The sequence below is a fragment of the Frateuria terrea genome (assembly GCF_900115705.1).
Classification (GTDB): Bacteria; Pseudomonadota; Gammaproteobacteria; order Xanthomonadales; family Rhodanobacteraceae; genus Frateuria_A; species Frateuria_A terrea.
In genome coordinates this window covers 205,468-224,274 of record NZ_FOXL01000007.1, presented here as the reverse complement: position 1 = coordinate 224,274, position 18,807 = coordinate 205,468, and the positions used below count along the sequence as shown (strand labels likewise).

Sequence of the window (18,807 nt, the reverse complement as noted above, 5' to 3'; positions counted from 1 at the left end):
CGCCGCAGCGATCGCACCATACCCGTCGGCGCGGCACCACGAGCACGACCCGAAGCGCAAACAGCGGAAGGTCACGCACCCGGCGAACGGTCGTCTCATGGACCTGCCGGCATCGGTTGCCGCAATGCGCGCAATGCATCGTTTTGGCGGACGGCTTCAGGTGGATCATCACCGTGCGGCTCTCGCCCTCCGGCCACACGACCCGCTCCACCCGGTATCCCTTCCAGCCACCCAGCGCCTCGATCGTCTTCCGATCCAGCATGGAACGTCCCTTAGACCTCTCTCGAAAGGTCTAAGTTATCGATGCTAGGGAAAACGCTCCACGGAAACCTGCGAAGAACCTTTTTTTTGGCCTCCGCGCCGCGGGGGCGCGCTCGTCGGGAGCGCTCCGCAGAATGCGTGGGATCGGGGGCCGGGCCCGCAGATCCCTGTGAAGAACGGAGTCGTACCGTGGCGAACCTGTAGCTGCCGCTTGCGTCGCGCGGCAGCGGCCAGGCACGCGCGGCCTCGCCTGCGCCGCCTCCATCGATGCCCCGCCCCAGGCGCCTCGGTGTCCTCCGGGCCTAGAATCCCAGCTCCTCCCCATGGAAACGGCCATGCGCCTTCTGAGTCGGATTGCCGCCGCCCTGCTCGCCTTGCTGGCGCTGCAGGCGTCCGCCGTGTCCCGCCCGGTCCCGAAAGGCCTGGCCGGCACCATCGACAGATTCGTCAGCGCGCACGCCTTCAGCGGCGACATCCTGCTCGTCGACCACGGGCATCCCGTGTTCGAGCATGCGTACGGTCTTGCCGACCGCGCAGACAAGCGGCCTGTGACAGCCGAGACCCGTTTCCAGGTAGGGTCGGTGTCGAAATGGTTCACCACGCTGGCCGCACTGAAGCTGGCCGACCGGGGTCGCCTGGACCTGTCGGCACCGTTGAGCCATGACCTGCCGGGCTACCCGGCCAGCGTTGGCGATCGCGTGAACCTGATCCAGGTGCTCTCGAACATGAGCGGCATCCAGGACCGCCTGTCCACCCGATACATCAACCGCCCGGACGTGGCGGCGCAGCGCTTGTCCGCGGCTGAGGCCGTGCGCCGTTACGCCCAGGGGCCGCTGGTCTTCGCCCCCGGGACCCGCTTCGACTACGCCCATACCAACTGGCTACTGGCACAGGCGGTGCTCGAAAGGGCCTCGGGCATGCCGCTGGAGCGGCTGCTGCAGACATCAGTGTTCGGGCCCGCCGGGTTGAAGGACAGTGGGGTCACCCATGGCGATTTTCGCCACACGCACCATCACGCGGTGGCGTACGCGTCGCCCGAGCCGGACGCGGCGGTCGAGGTCCACGTGATACCCGGCTACCTGGTCCCCACCGGCACCATCTACAGCACGGCAGGCGATCTTGCGCGGCTGGCGCATGTCGTCTACGAGACGCCGTGGCTGTCCCGCGACAGCATGCGCGCGCTGATGACCGTGCACGACACGGCCGAACACTATGCGATCGGGGGGCGGGTGATGCAGCGGGAACTGGGAGGCGGGCGCGTCACCCTGGCCTGGGAAATCGGTTCCATGGGCGGCTTCAAGGCGCTGCTGGTCCATGCCGTGGGAGACGACCGTTCGCTGGTCGTGCTCAACAACGCCAACCTGGACGAAGACACGCTTTCGGCCTTTGCCGACGACGTGCTGGAGGCCTGGTACGCGAGGCCCTGACGCCGCGGCCTGATCTCCGCCGCAGCGAAGACCCGGCGGCCGCACATGCCCTTGGCGCGGCGGCAACAGAAACGCCGCCGCGCCCGCGCACCGCTCAGTCCTTCTTGCCGTCCTTCTTCTGCGCCGCCTGCGCCTTCTTCCACGCCTGGAACGCCTCCACGTGCGGCATCTCGCGCAGCACCTTCGAGCGCGGGTCGACGATCATCAGGCTGCCCTCCGGAACGCTGAGCTCGCCTGCGCCGCCGGTCATCGGCAGCGTGTGCACGGTGTGGCCGACCTGCACGTCCAGCGGCATCGGGAACGGCTCGCCATGCCCCGTTACCCAATGGAACTGCAGCATGTCGCCGTGGCGCGTCGTCTCCAGCTTCGGCAGCGCGGCGTCATACAGATAGACGTCGAAGAACCACTTCAGGTCCTTGCCGGTGACCTGGTCGACGATGTCGATGAAGTCCCCGGTGGTGGCGTAGCGCGGCTTGAAGTTGCCCGGCTTGGGGTCCGGCCGGCCGTAGACCAGCCGGCGCACGCTCTCGAAGAAGGCGTCGTCGCCGATCAGCCCACGCAGCGTGTGCAGCACCAGCGAGCCCTTGTAGTAGATGTCCAGGCCCGGGCCGGTCTTACCATCGTAGACCTGCTCCTCGGTTTTCGGCTGGCCCGACACGATCGGCTTCTTGTTCGAAAGCGCCATCCGCTCGGTGTGCAGCATGGCGAAGTAGGGCATGTCGCCGTGCAGATACTGGCCGTACAGCGGCTGCATGTAGGTGCCGAAGCCCTCGTGCAGCCACATGTCGTCCCAGTTGCGGTTGGTCACCTGGTTGCCAAACCACTCGTGCGCGAACTCGTGCTGTAGCAGCCAGTCGAAGCCGAACTCGCTCTTCGGGTAGCCATTGCCGTAGGCGTTGATGGTCTGGTGTTCCATGCCCAGGTGCGGCGTCTCGACCACGCCCATCTTCTCGTCGCCGAACGGGTAGGGGCCGATCTCCTGCTCGAAGAAGTCGAGCATGCGCGGGAACTCGGCGAACAGCGCCCTGGCACCGGCCTCGTGGCCGCGCAGGTACCACAGCTGCATCGGGATGGTGTTGCCGTAGCGGCTCTTGTAGTCGCCCTTGAGCTCCTCGAACGGACCGACGTTGATCGTGATCGCGTAGGTGTCCGGCTGCTTGATGCGCCAGTGCCAGGTGCGCGTGGCGCCGTTGTCCTTGATGCCGACCAGTACGCCGTTGCCCGGCGCCGCCAGCGCCTTGGGCACGGTCACCCAGGTGTCGACCAGGTCGGGCTCGCCGGTGGGCTGGTCGATGCAGGGCCAGAACAGGTCGCAGCCCTCGCCCTCGACCGCGCTGGCGATCCACGGCTGGCCATCGGCGGTGTGGCTCCATACGAAGCCGCCATCCCAGGGCGCCTTCTTGGCCACGTGCGGCTGGCCGCCATAGACGATGGTGGTGCTGACGCTGCCGCCCTTGGCCAGGGCATGCGGCAGCTGGATGCGCAGCCGGCCATCCGGATTGCTCCAGGCAGTCGTGGCCAGCGGCTTGCCGTCCACGGCCACGCGCTTGATGGGGAGGTTGCGGTCCAGATCCAGCAGCAGCACGTCGGTCGGCTCGCGCGCGGTGAAGCGCAGCGTCGCCTCGCCGTCGAGATGGCGCCTGGCCGGATCGATGGTGAAGTGCAATTCGGCGTGGTCGAAATTCAGGCGCGCCTGCTCGGCCGGCATGACGCCGCCCGAATCGAGCGTCTGCGCGGTCAGCTTGGGCTGCGCGACGGCGGCGGGTTCGGCGGCATGCGCGCTGGCGGCGAGGCCGAGCGCGATGCCTAGCGCCAGCAAGGGCAGGCGTGGTTGCATGGGGGAGGGCTCCTTGGGGTTCGATCGGGCAGCATGCCGCGTGCGTGGTCGTCGCGACTAGGCCAGAAGTCACGCCGCTGCCGACCGGCCGCACACCACTCAGATCGCGTAGCCGAGGCGGTCGATCAACGGCTGCAGCAGGGGCAGCACCGGTTCGAACCGGTCGCGGTAGCCGTGCCAGCGGTTCACTGCCCGGGGATGAATGCCCTGCGTGACCTGGGCATAGCTGGGCGTGCTGATGAAGCGCTTGTTCCGTGCATGGTCGGCGAAACGTGCCATGGGTGACGGGTCGGCGATGTCCAGAAATTCGCCCAGGCGCCGGAGGTGAGCATCGACGTCGCCGACGACCGTCTCGTAGCGCCACTCGAACACCCGCGGCCCGAACACCTCGACCTGCCGATACCACTGCTCGAAGGCCTGCACGTAGCCCTGCGCCAGGCGCTGCAGCGAGGAACACAGCACCATGAAGGCCGGCGAGCGGAACGGCTGCATGCTGCAACTGAGCAGCACGTCGCAGGGATGGCGCAGGCACAGGATGATCCGCGCCTGCGGGAACAGCCGCATGATCATCGGCAGGCACAGCATGTTGAGCGGATTCTTGTCCACCAGCCGGCGCGCTCCGAGATCCGGCAACACGCGCCCGACCATGCGGAAGTAGACGGCGCGCAGCTGGTCGGCCTCGGATGCGGTCAGGTTCGCCAGGTCGGCGGGGTAGTGCTGGCCGGCCTGCTCCATGCGCCCGGTCAGTTCATGGATGAACGCCCGCTCGTCCATGGAGCGGAAATCCGGATGGGCATCGAGCATCTGCTCCAGCAAGGTGGTGCCCGAGCGCGGAAATCCGACGACGAACACCGGGCTCTGCCGGCTGGCGGGAGCGGGCAGCGGCTTCCAGCGGGCGTGCGCGTCGCGGTCGACCTCGGGCATCTGCAGTGGCCGGCTGTCGGGCGCCAGCAGTTCCGGCAGCACGTCGCGCGCGATCTCGAGCTGCGCCGCGTGCGCGGCCTGCAGGGCCTGCCATGCTTCCGAACGATGCCCCTGCCGATCACACGCCGCGGCCAGGCCGAATCCGGCGCCGGCGCGGACCTCGTCGGTCGCGTCAAGCGCAAGCGCGCGCCGGTACAGCGCCGCAGCCTCGGCCCAGGCGCCAGCGCGCATCGCCAGCGCGGCGTGCGCACGCCAGCCATCCGCGCGTGCCTGGCTTGCCTCTGGCGGCAGCGCGTCGAGGCCGGCGAGCGGCAGCTGTTGCAGCTCTCGTTGCGCCTGGTCGAGTTGGTTGTTGCGCTCATGCAGCAGGACCCGCTGGGCAGTGATGCGCAGCCGCAGCGGCTCGTCCGCCGGTCCGCCGGGCAACTGCGCCCGCGCCAGCGTGCGCATGGCCGTGTCCAGGTCGCCCTGGGTCGACAACATCGCTGCCAGGACCAGCGCCTGCTCGGCGGGCTGGGCGGGCCAGTCGGCCGCCCCGGCCAGCATGGCCTCCTGCTGGACGTTGTCGCCGCAGACGTAGCAGGCGTACGCGGCCTGCAGACGGGCCTCGACGAAGCCCGGCGACCGTTCCACTGCGCCGAGCAAAGTCTCCCGCGCCAGTGGCCAACGTCGCTGCTGGATGTAGAGCAGGCCCTGGTTGTAGAACACTTCGGCATCGTCCGGCGCCAGCGACCTTGCCCTCGACAGCGCCTGCGCGGCGGCGTCGGCATCGCCACTCAGCCGACAGGCAACACCCAGGTTGTTCCAGTAGGCCGAGACCTCCGGCCGTCGCTGCGCCAGTTGGCGAAACGTGGTCGCGGCCTGGTCGTATCGGCCGGTCGCCTGCTGTGCTGCGCCAAGCAACAGTTGCACGCCTTCGTCAGCCTCGCTGCCCGCCTGTGCCGCAAGTGCGATGACACGCTCCATGTCGCCGGCGTTGTAGGCGCCGGCGATGGCGTTGGCGAGGTCGCTGACTGGATGGGGCATGCGTTTCGATCGCGGGTCGGCCGACGCATTATGCAAGAGGGGCCGCGGAGCTATCCGCGACCCCTCCGGTGCTTCGACGCCTTGCGACGTCTGCTTGCGGTCTATGGCCTCAGAACTTCACCGTCGCACGGGCCCAGTAATAGCGTCCGAGGACATCGTAGGTAGCGGTGTCCACGTTGTAGTTCGAACCGTTCTGGTAAAGCCGCGGCGGCTGCTTGTCCATGAGGTTGTCCACGCCGACGTCGAAGCGGGTGTGGATCGAGGGCACCGCGTAGCCCAGCTGGATCGAGTGGTAGAGCACCGAGGCCACCGGGATGTTCACGCCGCCAATGACGGCGTCGGCATTGAGCGCGGTCAGGTGGTTGATGTAGCGCGACTGCCACTGGGCGTTCCAGTTGCCCTTGTTCCAGTTGAGCGTGACCGTACCGCGCCAGCGCGAGATGTTGCCGAATTGCGGGGAGAAGGTGCCGGCGTAGTTGACCGTCTCGGCACCCGGCAGGCCCGGTGTGGCATTGACGTTGTACGTGGAGGTGTAGCTGGTGCTGAGGCCGGCCTGGAAATTGCCCGGGTCCACGCTGCCCACGTCGAAATGCGGGATCTTGTAGCGCAGCGTGTAGTCGATGCCGCTGGTGCTGAGGTTGCCCAGGTTGACCACCGGCGTATTGATCAGGAACACCTGACCCGGCTGCCGGCTGGTGTTGTCCTCGCGATGGATGAACGAGCAGTACGGGCTGCTGGCGTTGTTGAAGCAGGAATTGACCACGATGTCGGCCTGGATCGCCGTCAGCGTGTTGGACAGGTAGATGTGCCAGAAGTCCAGGCTGGTGGACACGCCGGGCAACCAGTCCGGATCGTAGACCAGCCCGATATCGACGGACTTGCCCTTTTCGGGCTTCAGCGTCGAACCCACCGTAGCCGCACCGGAATAGAACGTGTTGACCTGCGCCGGCGAGTTGCCGGCCCAGTTCACCGGAACGAACTGGCAGGCTGCCTGGTGCGCCGCGAGGTCGGCTGCGCTGAGCCCGCGGCACGGATCGTTGAGGTTGGGCTGGACCAGCGTGCGACCATCGTAGAGTTCGTTGAGGTTCGGCGCGCGGAACACCTGTGACACCGTACCGCGCACCAGCAGGTCGTCCGACGGACGCCACTCGATCGCGACCTTGCCGTTCGTGGTGGTGCCGGTGGTGCTGTAGTTGGAGCTGCGCACGCCCAGGTCGATGTTCAGCGAGCGCGCCCATGGCACGTCGGAGACCAGCGGGATCAGCGTTTCGGCAAAGACTTCCTTGACGTTGAAGCTGCCGCGGCCGGGCGAACCGCAGGCTTCCTGCAGGATCTGGCAGGTGGTGGTCACCGGATCGAGCACGGCAAAGTCGCTCACCGTGTAGTTCATGAACTGCTTGCGGTACAGGGCGCCGACGGACAGCTGCACCGGCCCGGCGGGCAGGTCCCACAGCTCGCCGCTCGTGTCGAACTGGGCCTGCTTGGTGGACTGGGTATAGACGTAGATCGGCGTTTTCACGCCGGCACTCAACAGATCGCCGGCGTTGGCCTGGTCGAAAATATTCGCGCCTGCATCGACGGCGGCCTGCAACGAAGGGATATCCACCTCGTTGGTGTCGCGCTGGTCGCGCTTGGTGTGGCTGTAGTTGATCGAGGCATCCCAGATCCAACTGCTGGTCTGGCCGAAATTGCCACGCAGGCCCGCGTTGATCTGGCCGGTGTTGGTGGTGTAGCTGTGCACGCGCGTGCCGGCGCCGGTCAGACGGGTCTGGAAGTTGTAGCCGCTGTTCGGATCGCCAGGAACCGGATCATGGCTGAAGGTGACACCGAACGGATTGATCGGATTGCTGGAGGAGATGATCAGGCCGTCGCCCGTGCCGACCGGGGAAGGCGCATCCTGGCCACTGGATGAGGTGTGGTTGTAGAACGCATCGACGAACGCGGTCACGTTGTCGGTGATGTTGAAGTTGGCCAGGACGAAGCCGTTGGTGCGCTTCTGCGCCGTCTGGATGTAGTTGAGGGCTGCGTAGTTGTAGGTATCGGAAGAAAGGCGGCACCGGTAGTCCGCCTGGCTCGAGCCGTCGCCCGACGCCAGCGTCACCTGGGCGGTATTGGTCGCCGGATCGATCGCGCAGCCATATTGAGCGGCCACGGACGCGGGCACCTGGATGCGGCCGGTCGGGATCGAGCTGGAGCCGGCCGCCACCACCGAACCGCTGGAGAGATAAAGCTGCTGCTTGGAGAACTTGCGCTCGGCGCCGAGTGTCGCGTCGTACTTGTTGTAATCCAGGCCGGCGGCAATGCTGTAGCGCTCGCCCGTCAGGCCGCCGGTCAGGTTGAACCCGCGGCGCTGGGAATCGCCATGGCTGGAAATGCCGTCGTTCAAACTGAGCTGGGCGCCCTTGAAGTCCTTGCGCAGTATGAAGTTGACCACGCCGCCGATGGCGTCGGAGCCGTACACCGTGGAGGCGCCCTCGGCCAGCACGTCGACCCGCTCGATCATTTCCGGCGGAATGAGGTTGATGTCCGGGTTGGCCATGCGCTGGCCGTTGACCAGCACCAGCGTGCGGTTGATCCCCAGGCCACGCAGCGAGACGCGCGAGGCGCCATCGCCGGCCTCCAGCAACGGACTGGCCACGCCACCGCCATTGCTGTTGTTCTGCGGGTTGGTCGCATTGCCGGAAATGCTCGGCATCTGCTGCAGTACGTCGCCCAGTACGGGTTTGCCCGAGTTGGCGATGGTCGCGCGGTCCAGTGTCACCACCGGGCTGGCGGTTTCGGCATCCACGCGACGTATGAGCGAGCCGGTCACCAGGACCGATTCCAGCGTCTTGGCTTCCTTCTTGGAAGGCGGCGTGGTCTGGGCCGGCGCAGTCTGGTCGGCCGGCGGCGGATTCTCCGGCGTCGACACCTGCGCTTGGGCTACTCCCGCTGCCGAAAAAACACCCACACTCAACGCCAGACGCACTGCCAATGACAAGTGGTTCAAGTCGTATTTCATGTGCACTCCCCGGTGAAGTAGATCCCTGCTTCCCCCGCTCTTGCGAGCGCGCCGAGTATGACAGCAAGAACTGTTCGCCCAGCAAGTGCCCCTGCGCTTGGTCATGGGTGCCCCGGTGGGCTGCCGCGGCCCACGCAGAGACTGCCATGGAAGGTATCTGCCGCCGATCCGGACACCGGCGGATGGGGCCCTTGCGGCGAGGCTAGGGCCCCGGCACCGACCGGTTGAAGTCGCCGATGGCCGCGACCAGGTCGGTCACCGCCAGCCGTTCCACCTCGGTCAGGTCGGGGTTCCAGCTGTCCATGATCAGCACCACGCGGGTCTGCCCGCTGTGGTTCCAGGCCTCGTGTTCGAAGGTGTCGTCGAAGGTGACGCAGCGGCCTTCTTCCCACACGTGGGTTTCGCCCCCGACGCGCAGCGCGCAATCCGGCGGCACAACGAGCGGAAGGTGCGTGACCAGGCGCGTGTTGGTGACACCGCGGTGCGGCAGGATGTGCGTGCCCGGACGCAGCACCGAGAACAGCGTTTCCGGCGCGTGGTCGCGCACCCTGACCAGTGGCATGGCGTCCAGCAGTGCGCTGGTGTGCGGGCAGCGCGCGCTGTTCGCGTCGTGGCGCACGCCGTGCCGGTAGAAGAAGAACGCATCCCACGCGCCCTCTTGGGTGCCGGTCGAACCGAGCAGTTGCGCCGCCTCCGCCTCGGCCGTGGATGCACCCAGGAAGGGAACGAGCCGATCCGCCTCCGACAGCACGGCGCGCAGCTCTGCGCCGATCATCTGCACCGCCGCCTCCAGTTGCGTGTGTAGCGCAAAACGCTCACGCGGGTAGAACGGCTGGCTGGGCACGCCGGGAAAATAAAGGAACAGCGGACGCTGCCTCGGATCGGGCAAGGAGGCGGGCTGCTCCTGCAGGTAGATGGCCAGGCACTGGTCGACGCGGTCCAGTTCGGCCCGCCCGTAGCGCTGCCGCAGCGGCTCGATGACCGCGTTGAACAGCTCGCGCCGACCCGCGGCGACATACCGGGTGGCGTGTTTCACCGCGTCGCGCACGCCCGGGGCGGTGGTTTCGTCGCTGAGCCAGCGGCCCTGCGCCTGCGCGGCATGGATCGCGCCCAGATAGGCCACCATCGCTTCGTGCCGGCGCCCTTGCTGCTCGTACACCACACCCAGTCGCAGGCGTGCCACGAACATCCCGGGTGCCAGTTCCAGGCCTTGGCGCAGGCTTTCCTCGGCGCCGCGCAGATCTGCCGCCTGCACCTGTGCGGCGCCCAGCTGATGCAGGATCGCCGCGTCCCTGGGGCGGGCGCGGTGTGCGGCGCGCAGCCAGTCGATCGCGCGCGCCGCTTCACCCCGGCCGAGCTGGCAGGAGGCCAGGAACTGGAGCGCGTCGACGTCATCGGGCTGGATATCCAGCAGGCGCGAAAACGCCCGCTCGGCAAGCGCGACGTCGCCGCGCCGCAAGGCTTCCAGCGCCTGCGCGCGGCAGGTCGCGGCGGCTGCGTCCGGGTGGTCGTCCTTCGGCGCGTTCATCGCGCGAGCGTACCTGACAAGTCCCGGAGCGGGATCATGTGGCAGAGCGCCCGTCAGGCGCCGGCTACGGCGGCAGGTCAGTGCGCGTAGCGGTTCTGCAGGAACGCGAACGTTGCACGCACGCCCATCGCCTCGCCACCACGCGGCCGTCCCGGCCGGTCGGCATCGTTCCAGGCATAGGTATCCAGGTGCAGCCACGAAAGGCCATCGGGCACGAACCGCTCCAGGTAGAGCGCTGCGGTGATCGCGCCGGCGTGCCGCGACGGCCCCGCGTTGGCGAAGTCCGCCACCGACGAATCCAGCATCTTGCGGTAGGGCCGCCACAGCGGCAGCCGCCACAGCGGATCGGCCACCGCGCGGCCGGCATCGAGCAACTGCTCGGCGGCGCCGTCGTGGTTGGCGAACAGCACCGGCAGGTCGGGTCCCAGCGCCACGCGCGCGGCGCCGGTGAGGGTGGCGAAGTCCAGCATCAGGTCCGGCTGCTGCTCGGCGCCGTAGGCGAGCGCGTCGCACAGGATCAGCCGGCCCTCGGCGTCGGTGTTGTCCACTTCCACCGTGTGGCCGGCGCGGGTGGTGATGATCTCGCCGGGGCGCATCGCGTTGCCGGCCACCGCGTTCTCCACCGCGGGGATCAGCAGGGTCAGGCGCACCGGCAGCCCGGCCTGCATCACCAGCCCGGCCAGGGCGATTGCGTGCGCCGCGCCGCCCATGTCCTTCTTCATGTTGCGCATGCCATCGGCGGGCTTGAGGTCCAGGCCGCCGGTGTCGAAGCACACGCCCTTGCCCACGATCACCAGCTTCGGGTCGCTCGCCTTGCCCCAGCTCAGCTCGACCAGCCGCGGCGCGCGATGGCTGGCGCGGCCGACCGCGTGGATGGTCGGAAAGTTGGCCGCAAGCAGTTCCTCACCGACCCACTCGCGCACCTTGGCCTTGTGCGCCTTGGCCAGTTGCTTGACCGCCCCGGCCAGTTGCTCCGGCCCCATGTCCTCGGTGGGCGTATTGACCAGGTCGCGCACCCGTGCGGTGGCCTCCACCAGCGGCGCCAGCGCAGCCAGATCCTCGGCGTCGACGGCCAGCGTCGCCGCCGCCCGGCCGCTCTTGCGATAGCGCTCGAAACGGTAGGCGCCCAGCGCCCAGCCCAGTGCGGCCAGGCGGGTATCGCCCAGCGCGCCCTCGTCAGCCAGGTGGTACGTGCCCGCCGGCAGCGCATGTGGCAAGCCGGCCAGGGAGCCCAGCGGATCGGCCGGATCGATCGCCACCAGCACGCGCGCGAGCTTGCCGTTGCCGTCGGGCACCAACACGAAGCGTCCGGGTCTGGGCTCGAAGCCGGTCTGCTCGACCCAGCGTCGCTGGGTGGCATCCAGCCGGCGCAGGGCCTGCTTGCAGCGCGCGCTGTCGACGGTCTCGATGGCGGTGCCCTGGGCCTTGCCGGCCTTGCGTTCGATCAGGGCGGAGGTGGCGCTCTCCGGCATGGCTTCGTGCCTCGTGGCTTGCGGCGAGTCGAACATGATGCGCCGAACGGCCGGGTATGCCAAACCCGTACTCACTGCCTGGAACAACAAATCTCACGCTCGCGCCGCCTGGAGCCCTCTCCCTCCGGGGCTCGCGGGAACGCCGGTCGAAACTACAAGCCCCCCTGGCTCTGCTCGAGCCAATCGGCCAACGCCTCCATGTCGGGCAGGTCGAGATCCGGCGGCGTTCCCAGTTCGCGGGGCCATGGCAGGCCGTCGCGGTTGATCCACGCCGTACGCAGCCCCGCATCGCGCGCGCCGCATACATCCAGCCCCGGGTCGTCGCCCACGTGCAGGATGTGCTCCGGCGCCACCCCGAGCCGCTGCACCGCCTCGCGGAAGATCCGCGCGTCCGGCTTGCCCACGCCGGTATCCCGCGCGCAGACGTGGCAGTGGAAGTGCGTATGAATGCCGATCCGCTCCAGGTCCGCATTGCCGTTGGTCAGGCTCGCCACCGGCCAGCGCGCGGTGATCCGCTCAAGCGCCGGGAGCGCGTCGGCGTACAGCTCCACTCGGTTGCGCGCGGCGAAGTAGACCTCCCACAGCGCCTCGACCGGCGCCTCGCCCAGCCCGCAGGCGTCGAACGCGCGCTGCATGGTCAGTTGGCGCTGGGTGGTGAAGTCGTGCGCCAGGTCCAGCCGCTCGGCGGCGATCTGCGCGCGCAGCTGCCGCATCGCCGGGATCGGCCAGCGCGTGGCGACCTCCGGATGGTGCCTGCGCAGCCAGTCGTCGACCTCACGGTCGGCGCACTCCAGCGCGGGCAGCACCGGCCACAGCGTGTCGTCCAGGTCCAGCGTGAGCGCGAGGATGCGCACGCGCGCCTGCGCTCAGCGTTCGGCGACGCGCAGCACCTGGCCGGTCTTCACCGCGTTGCCCTTCAGGTGGTTCCAGCTGCGCAGGTCGGCCACGTCCACCGCATGCGCGCGGGCGATCGAGAACAGCGTGTCGCCCTTGGCGACCTTGTAGGTGCGCGCGTGCGCGGCGGCGGACTTGGCCTTGGCGGCGGTGGACTTGACCGTGGCGCTGGCGGTGACCTTGGCGAAGGCCGGGGCGCGCGCGCCGGCGGCATCGACCGTGGTCGCCTCGCCCTTGACGCCCTTCAGGCTCGCCTTGGCCGCGGCCACTTCGGCCGCCTTGGCGCGGCGCTCTTCCAGCGCGCGACGCGCCTCGGCCGTGCGCTCGGAGGTCGGCGCGATGGCGGCGCGCGAAGCATAGGTGGCGCCCGGCGCGGCCAACGGCGGCGCACTCGGCGTCGGCTGCGGCACGGCATGCGCGCCCACCGCGGCCAGGATCTGCGCGCGGCGGGAGGTATCCATCGAGGCCAGTGCGGCGCCGGCGGCGTAGGGCACCGCGCTGTGCGAGCGCAGCGCCGCGGTCACCTTGTCCGAGGTGGCGAAGTCGACGAACGCCTGCGCCTCGGCGGCATGCGGGCTGGACGGGTTGGTCACCAGGTAGAGCGGCGCATACAGCTTGTAGCTGCCGCTGGCGACGGTGCCGGCGCTGGGCGCGACGCCGTCGATGCGGATCATCTTGACCTTGCCGTTGCCGGCCACGCGCGAGAGCGTAGTCGCGCCCAGCGCCTTCGGATCCAGCGTCACCGCCTCTTCCAGCTTGGCGGTGTTGACGTACAGGCGCGGCGCGGCGACCGGCTGGTTGCCGCGGCCGAACAACAGCTTGCGCAGGCTGAACTCGACGCCGTCGCCGGGGCTGGCCACCGCGTACACGTCGATCGGCTCGTCGCGGCCGCCGACCTGGTTCCAGTTGGTGATCTTGCCGTAGTAGATGTCGTGCAGCTGCTTGAGGGTCAGGCTGCTGACCGGGTTGGACGGGTGGGTGACCATCACCAGCGCATCCCACGCCACCGGGGTGAAGTTGAGGCCGGCCTCGGCCGCGCTGCCGTTGCCCGGGCGGGCGCTGCCGGCGATGTCGGCACTGCCGCTGCGCAGCGCGTCCAGGCCCGAGGCGGTGTTGAACGGCTGCAGGTCGATCTTGCCGTGGCCGCTGCGGGCCCAGGCCTTGGCCACCTCCTCCATCATGCCGCGCGTGGTGGCCACGTCGCCGCGCAATACCAGGGTGGGACCGGCCGCGAAGGCGACGGACGTGAGGCAGGCGCCGAGCAGCGCGACGACGAACAGGCGGACGGAACGGACGGGCATGACTTCGGACGACCTACGGCTACGAGGAGTGGCGTGAGCGTGCCGTGCAGACGGCATGCGCGCAGTGATGGGAGTCCGGTATTTCATCGGTCCCATCGCCAAACATCAAGCAGGGTCACAGGTTGGCGTTAAGGAAAGGCGGAGTAGGGCGACACGTGCTTGTGCTCCTTCTGCCGTCCGGGGAGAGGGCTGGGGTGAGGGGCGGGGCTCGCGGGAATATCGCTACAGATCCAAGTCAAAAAGCCCCGGTCGGGCGCACGAACAGGCCTCCTACGCAAGAACGCCCCCCTCACCCAACCCTCTCCCCGCAGCGGAGAGGGCGCAACATCAGTTGAGTGTCGACATCCATCCACGGCGTTGCCCTCAATCCATCGGCACGTACTGCACGCCCTCGTCGTTCTGTACCACCAGCACCAGCTGTTGCGGCTGCATCGCCACCAGCCCGCGCAGGTCGCGCAGGCTGGCGACGCGGCGGTTGTTCACGCCGATCACGATGTCGCCTTGCGCCAGGCCTGCGCGGTCGGCCCGGCTGTCGCGCTGTACCGCCGCGACCGCCACGCCGGCGACACCCTGGCCGCGCTGGGCCATCGACAGCTCGCTGAAACGCATGCCGGCCAGGCGCGCATCCAGCGTGGCGCCGTCGAGCGTGGCCAGCTTCTCCGGCGTCAGCGTGGCGCTCACCTGGCGCGCGGCGCCATTGCGCGAGACGGTCAGCTTCACCTGGCTGCCCAGCGGCAGCAGGCCCTCGGCGTTGCGCAGCTCGTCGCTGTCGTGCAACGGCTTGCCGTCGATCGACTGCAGCACGTCGCCCGGCGCCAGGCCCGCGTTGGCAGCCGCCGAGCCCGGCGCGACGCGGGTCACCACCACGCCCTGGCTGGCCGACAGGCCCAGCAGCTTGGCGATGCGCGGCGTGATGTCCTGCGTCTGCACGCCCAGGCTGCCGCGTACCACCTTGCCGTGCGCGATCAGCTGGCCCATCACCTGCGCGGTGAGGTCGCTGGGGATGGCGAAGCCGATGCCCACGTTGCCGCCCGAGGGCGAGAGAATCATCGTGTTGATGCCGACCAGCTCGCCGCGCAGGTTGACCAGCGCGCCGCCGGAATTGCCCGGGTTGATCGACGCATCGGTCTGGATGAAGTTCTGGTAGCCCGAGCCGCCCAGCCCCGAGCGCCCCAGCGCCGAGACGATGCCCGAGGTCACCGTCTGGCCCAGCCCGAACGGATCGCCCACCGCCACCACGAAGTCGCCCACGCGCAGCTTGGACGAGTCGCTCACCGGCAAGGCCTTGAGATGCTGCGCCGGGATCTGCACCACCGCCACGTCGGTGTCCGGATCGGTACCGATCAGCTTGCCCTTGAACGTGCGCCCGTCCTGCAGCGTCACCGTGATGTCGTCCGCCCCGCCCACCACATGGTTGTTGGTCAGGATGTAGCCCTTGGCCGCATCCACGATCACGCCCGAGCCCAGGCTCTGCTCCACGCGCTCGCGCGGCGAGGAGGGCAGGCCGAAGAACTGGCGGAAGATCGGGTCGTCGAAATACGGATCGCGCACCGCCACGCGCGTCTTGGTCGAGATGTTCACCACCGCCGGCGTCACCTTCTGCAGCATCGGCGCCAGCGACGGCAGCGGCTCGCCGGCCACGCTCGCCGGCAGCGCGGCTTGGCTGGCGAAGGGCCAGCCCAGCAGCAACACGCCACACAGAGCGAACGCACGGGCGAGGGAAAAGCAGCGGGCGGTCATGCGGATCTCCTTGGGTTGAGCAAACTCGTCAAAAAAAGCGCACCGGGTCTGCGACTGTAAACCGGCCAGCCGGGTTCCCCGGTGACGACGACCGCGCGCACGACCGCGCCAGGCCGCGTAGGCACAGGACGATCAATTTTTCAGTTGACGCCTACGCAGGCCAGCGATACCGTTCATGCCCGGTCGCACCACAACATCTTGTGTGAGTCGCTCGGTCGCTCTCCCAAGTACTGTGTCGATGCGACAACCTCGGGGGAGGGCGCCGTAAGGCCGGGAAGATCAGCAAAGCGCATGCCGCCGTGCCGTCCGCAAGGGACGCCACGGCCGTTGCATGGCGTGGACGGAACAACTCTTAAAAGACGGGTCGCAAGGCCGGAGGTCAAACAATCCGATGAGCACGATGCGCGCACCACTTGCCGCCAACCGTGATGCCGCAGCCATCCCGCTGCAACCGGCTTCCTACGACATCTGGGACAAGAAATACCGCCTGCGCACCAAGTCGGGCGAGCCGGTCGACGGCACCATCGACGAGACCTGGCAGCGCGTCGCGCGCGCCCTCGCCGAGGTGGAGGCCACTCCCGAGCTGCGCGCGCACTGGTACGAGCGCTTCCTGTGGGCGCTGCGCCGCGGCGCGATCCCGGCCGGCCGCATCACCTCCAACGCCGGCGCGCTGGAGCACAAGCCGGCGACCTCCACGATCAACTGCACCGTGTCGGGCACCATCCGCGACTCGATGGACGACATCCTGGAGAAGGTCCACGAGGCGGGCCTGACGCTGAAGGCCGGCTGCGGCATCGGCTATGAATTCAGCACGCTGCGCCCGCGCGGCGCGTACGTCTCCGGCGCCGGCGCCTACACCTCCGGCCCGCTGTCGTTCATGGATATCTACGACAAGATGTGCTTCACCGTGTCGTCGGCCGGCGGCCGCCGCGGCGCGCAGATGGGCACCTTCGATATCTCGCACCCGGACGCCAAGGAATTCATCCGCGCCAAGCGCGAGGACGGCCGGCTGCGCCAGTTCAACCTCTCCCTGCTGATCACCGACGGCTTCATGCAGGCGGTCGAGCACGACCAGGACTGGCCGCTGGTGTTCCCGGTGCACGTCAAGGAGCAGGACGAGCTCGACCTCACCGACCCGGCCAAGGTGGTCTGGCGCGAGTGGCCCACCCACGAGAACTACGTCGACCGCGAGGACGGCCTGGTCGCCTGCAAGATCTACGGCCACATCCGCGCGCGGCACCTGTGGGACATGATCATGGTCTCGACGTACGACTACGCCGAGCCCGGGTTCATCCTGATCGACAAGGTCAACGAGATGAACAACAACTGGTGGTGCGAGCACATCCGCGCCACCAACCCCTGCGGCGAGCAGCCGCTGCCGCCGTACGGCTCCTGCCTGCTCGGCTCGATCAACCTGACCACCTTCGTGCGCGACCCGTTCGGCCCCAAGGCCCGCTTCGACTGGGACGAATACCGCGACGTGGTCAAGGTGTTCACCCGCATGCTCGACAACGTGGTCGAGATCAACGGCCTGCCGCTGCAGCAGCAGCGCGACGAGATCATGGGCAAGCGCCGCCACGGCATGGGCTTCCTGGGCCTGGGTTCCACCCTGACCATGCTCAAGATGCGCTACGGCTCCGAAGCCGCGGTCGGCTTCACCGAGGACGTCTCGCGCGAGATGGCCGTGGCCGGCTGGGAAGTGGCGCTCGATCTGGCCAAGGAAAAAGGCCCGGCCCCGGTGCTGGCGCGCGACTACACCGTCACCGGCGACATGCTGCGCAAGCGCCCGGAAATGGCCAGGGACGGCTACAAGGTCGGCGACACCATTCCCGGCCGTGTGCTGCACGCCAGGTACAGCCGCTACATGCAGCGCGTCGCCACCGTCGCGCCCAACCTCGTCGAGCAGCTGGCCGAGACCGGCGCGCGCTTCACCCACCACAGCTCGATCGCGCCCACCGGCACCATCTCGCTGTCGCTGGCCAACAACGCCTCCAACGGCATCGAGCCGAGCTTCGCGCACAGCTACTCGCGCAACGTGATCCGCGAGGGCAAGAAGTCCAAGGAAAAGGTCGAGGTGCTCAGCTACGAGCTGCTCGCCTACCGCGCGCTCATCAACGCCGAAGCCAAGGTCTTCACCGACGAGCCGGCCAACAAGCTGCCGGACTACTTCGTGGCGGCCGACGACATCAGCCCGAAGGAGCACGTGGACATCCAGGCCGCCTCGCAGAAATGGATCGACTCGTCCATTTCCAAGACCGCCAACGTGCCCACCGATTACCCCTACGAAGACTTCAAGGACATCTACTTCTACGCCTACAAGCAGGGCCTGAAGGGATGCACCACCTTCCGCTTCAACCCCGCCGCCTTCCAGGGCGTGCTGGTGAAGGAAGCCGACCTGGAAAGCACCCTCTACCGCTTCGAATTGGAAGACGGTAGCGTTATCGAACTGAAAGGCAACGAGCAGGTGGAATACGACGGCGAAATGCACACCGCCGCCAACCTGTTCGATGCCTTGAAGGAAGGCTATTACGGCAAGTTCTAGCCAACAGCGGGTCCCACACAAAACCAGAGTCGGAGGGGAAGACCACCATGTCCATCGATACCGAAAACCAGGCACCGAACAGTTCCATGCCGTCCACGGGTGACACGCCGGCCGCCGCGCCGATGGGCGCGCCCGCTCCGCAGGCGCCGGCCAAGAAGGCCGCTCCGAAGAAGGCCGCCGCCAAGAAGGCTGCGCCGAAGAAGGCCGCCGCCAAGAAGGCGGCTCCGAAGAAGGCGGCCGCCAAGAAGGCAGCGCCGAAGAAGGCGGCCGCCAAGAAGGCAGCGCCGAAGAAGGCCGCCGCCAAGAAGGCAGCGCCGAAGAAGGCTGCGGCCAAGAAGGCTGCGCCGAAGAAGGCCGCTGCCAAAAAGGCGGCTCCGAAGAAGGCCGCCGCCAAGAAGGCAGCGCCGAAGAAGGCTGCTTCCAAGAAGGCCGCGCCGAAGAAGGCCGCTGCCAAGAAGTCGCCGGCCAAGAAGGCCACCCGTAAGGTCAGCAGCAAAAAGACGGCCGTGAAGAAGGCCGCTCCCAAGAAGGCGGCAGGGAAGAAGTCCGCCAGCAAGAAGGCCGTCGCCAAGTCGACGGTCAAGCGGTCCACTGCCAGCAAGAAGGCGGCGCCGAAAAAGGCAGCCCGCCGCAAGTAAGCAGCACCGGCTCCGGCCCGGGCGCTGCCCGGGCCGGAGTCTCTTCGAAGTTGCCCGCCGCGCACCGCCTCCCGCCAGGGACTTTGCTCCCGCCCCGAGCCTGCGCCGCCGCACCGCCAAAGCGGAAATCCATCTCCCGCTCCGCTGCATCCAGATGGATTTCCCCTTTCGCGATACGCCTGTCGCACACCACCCGGCCGTCGCCCTAGCGACGCC

The 18,807-nt window shown here is 68.2% G+C and carries 12 protein-coding genes; 3 read left to right on the top strand and 9 right to left on the bottom strand.

Going from position 1 to position 18,807, the window contains the following annotated elements:
* A partial coding sequence (locus BMZ38_RS14045; RefSeq protein WP_175484749.1) for a transposase family protein occupies positions 1 to 262 on the bottom strand: 262 nt, incomplete at its 3' end.
* 334 nt (positions 263 to 596) lie between these two features.
* Here BMZ38_RS14045 and BMZ38_RS14040 point away from each other — a divergent pair.
* Positions 597 to 1,688 carry a serine hydrolase domain-containing protein gene (locus BMZ38_RS14040; protein ID WP_175483834.1) on the top strand — a complete coding sequence of 364 codons (1,092 nt, stop codon included), beginning with the start codon at positions 597 to 599 and terminating at the stop codon, positions 1,686 to 1,688.
* A 94-nt stretch (positions 1,689 to 1,782) separates the two neighbouring features.
* On the opposite strand, the gene BMZ38_RS14035 is transcribed toward BMZ38_RS14040, so the two are convergent.
* From BMZ38_RS14035 to BMZ38_RS14000, 8 genes are all read right to left on the bottom strand, one after another.
* Positions 1,783 to 3,525 (bottom strand): M1 family metallopeptidase, encoded by a 1,743-nt coding sequence (locus BMZ38_RS14035; RefSeq protein ID WP_091338940.1) that lies wholly within the window; start codon positions 3,523 to 3,525, stop codon positions 1,783 to 1,785.
* Between the two features lie 99 nt (positions 3,526 to 3,624).
* On the bottom strand, positions 3,625 to 5,475 hold the full coding sequence (locus BMZ38_RS14030; RefSeq protein WP_091338934.1) for a sulfotransferase: 1,851 nt from the start codon (positions 5,473 to 5,475) through the stop codon (positions 3,625 to 3,627).
* A 109-nt stretch (positions 5,476 to 5,584) separates the two neighbouring features.
* A complete protein-coding gene (locus BMZ38_RS14025; protein WP_091338931.1) occupies positions 5,585 to 8,476 on the bottom strand; it encodes a TonB-dependent receptor domain-containing protein in 2,892 nt (963 codons plus the stop codon).
* 202 nt (positions 8,477 to 8,678) lie between these two features.
* A complete protein-coding gene (locus BMZ38_RS14020) occupies positions 8,679 to 10,004 on the bottom strand; it encodes an aspartyl/asparaginyl beta-hydroxylase domain-containing protein (RefSeq protein ID WP_091338928.1) in 1,326 nt (441 codons plus the stop codon).
* A gap of 77 nt (positions 10,005 to 10,081) precedes the next feature.
* The gene (locus BMZ38_RS14015; RefSeq protein WP_091338925.1) at positions 10,082 to 11,476 is read right to left on the bottom strand and encodes a leucyl aminopeptidase family protein; all 1,395 of its coding nucleotides are present in this window, start codon (positions 11,474 to 11,476) and stop codon (positions 10,082 to 10,084) included.
* A 152-nt stretch (positions 11,477 to 11,628) separates the two neighbouring features.
* Positions 11,629 to 12,330: an HAD family hydrolase gene (locus BMZ38_RS14010; protein WP_091338922.1), complete on the bottom strand. Its 702-nt coding sequence runs from the start codon at positions 12,328 to 12,330 to the stop codon at positions 11,629 to 11,631.
* Between the two features lie 12 nt (positions 12,331 to 12,342).
* A complete protein-coding gene (locus BMZ38_RS14005) occupies positions 12,343 to 13,671 on the bottom strand; it encodes a LysM peptidoglycan-binding domain-containing protein (RefSeq protein WP_091338919.1) in 1,329 nt (442 codons plus the stop codon).
* Positions 13,672 to 14,034: 363 nt separating this feature from the next.
* Entirely contained in the window at positions 14,035 to 15,411 is a 1,377-nt protein-coding gene (locus tag BMZ38_RS14000) for a Do family serine endopeptidase (RefSeq protein ID WP_091338916.1), read from the bottom strand.
* Positions 15,412 to 15,802: 391 nt separating this feature from the next.
* Here BMZ38_RS14000 and BMZ38_RS13995 point away from each other — a divergent pair, with 391 nt between their 5' ends.
* Complete coding sequence (locus BMZ38_RS13995) at positions 15,803 to 17,953, top strand: adenosylcobalamin-dependent ribonucleoside-diphosphate reductase (protein WP_091338913.1); 2,151 nt, start codon at positions 15,803 to 15,805, stop codon at positions 17,951 to 17,953.
* A 47-nt stretch (positions 17,954 to 18,000) separates the two neighbouring features.
* Positions 18,001 to 18,591 (top strand): histone H1-like repetitive region-containing protein, encoded by a 591-nt coding sequence (locus tag BMZ38_RS13990; RefSeq protein WP_175483833.1) that lies wholly within the window; start codon positions 18,001 to 18,003, stop codon positions 18,589 to 18,591.
* Positions 18,592 to 18,807 lie beyond the last annotated feature (216 nt).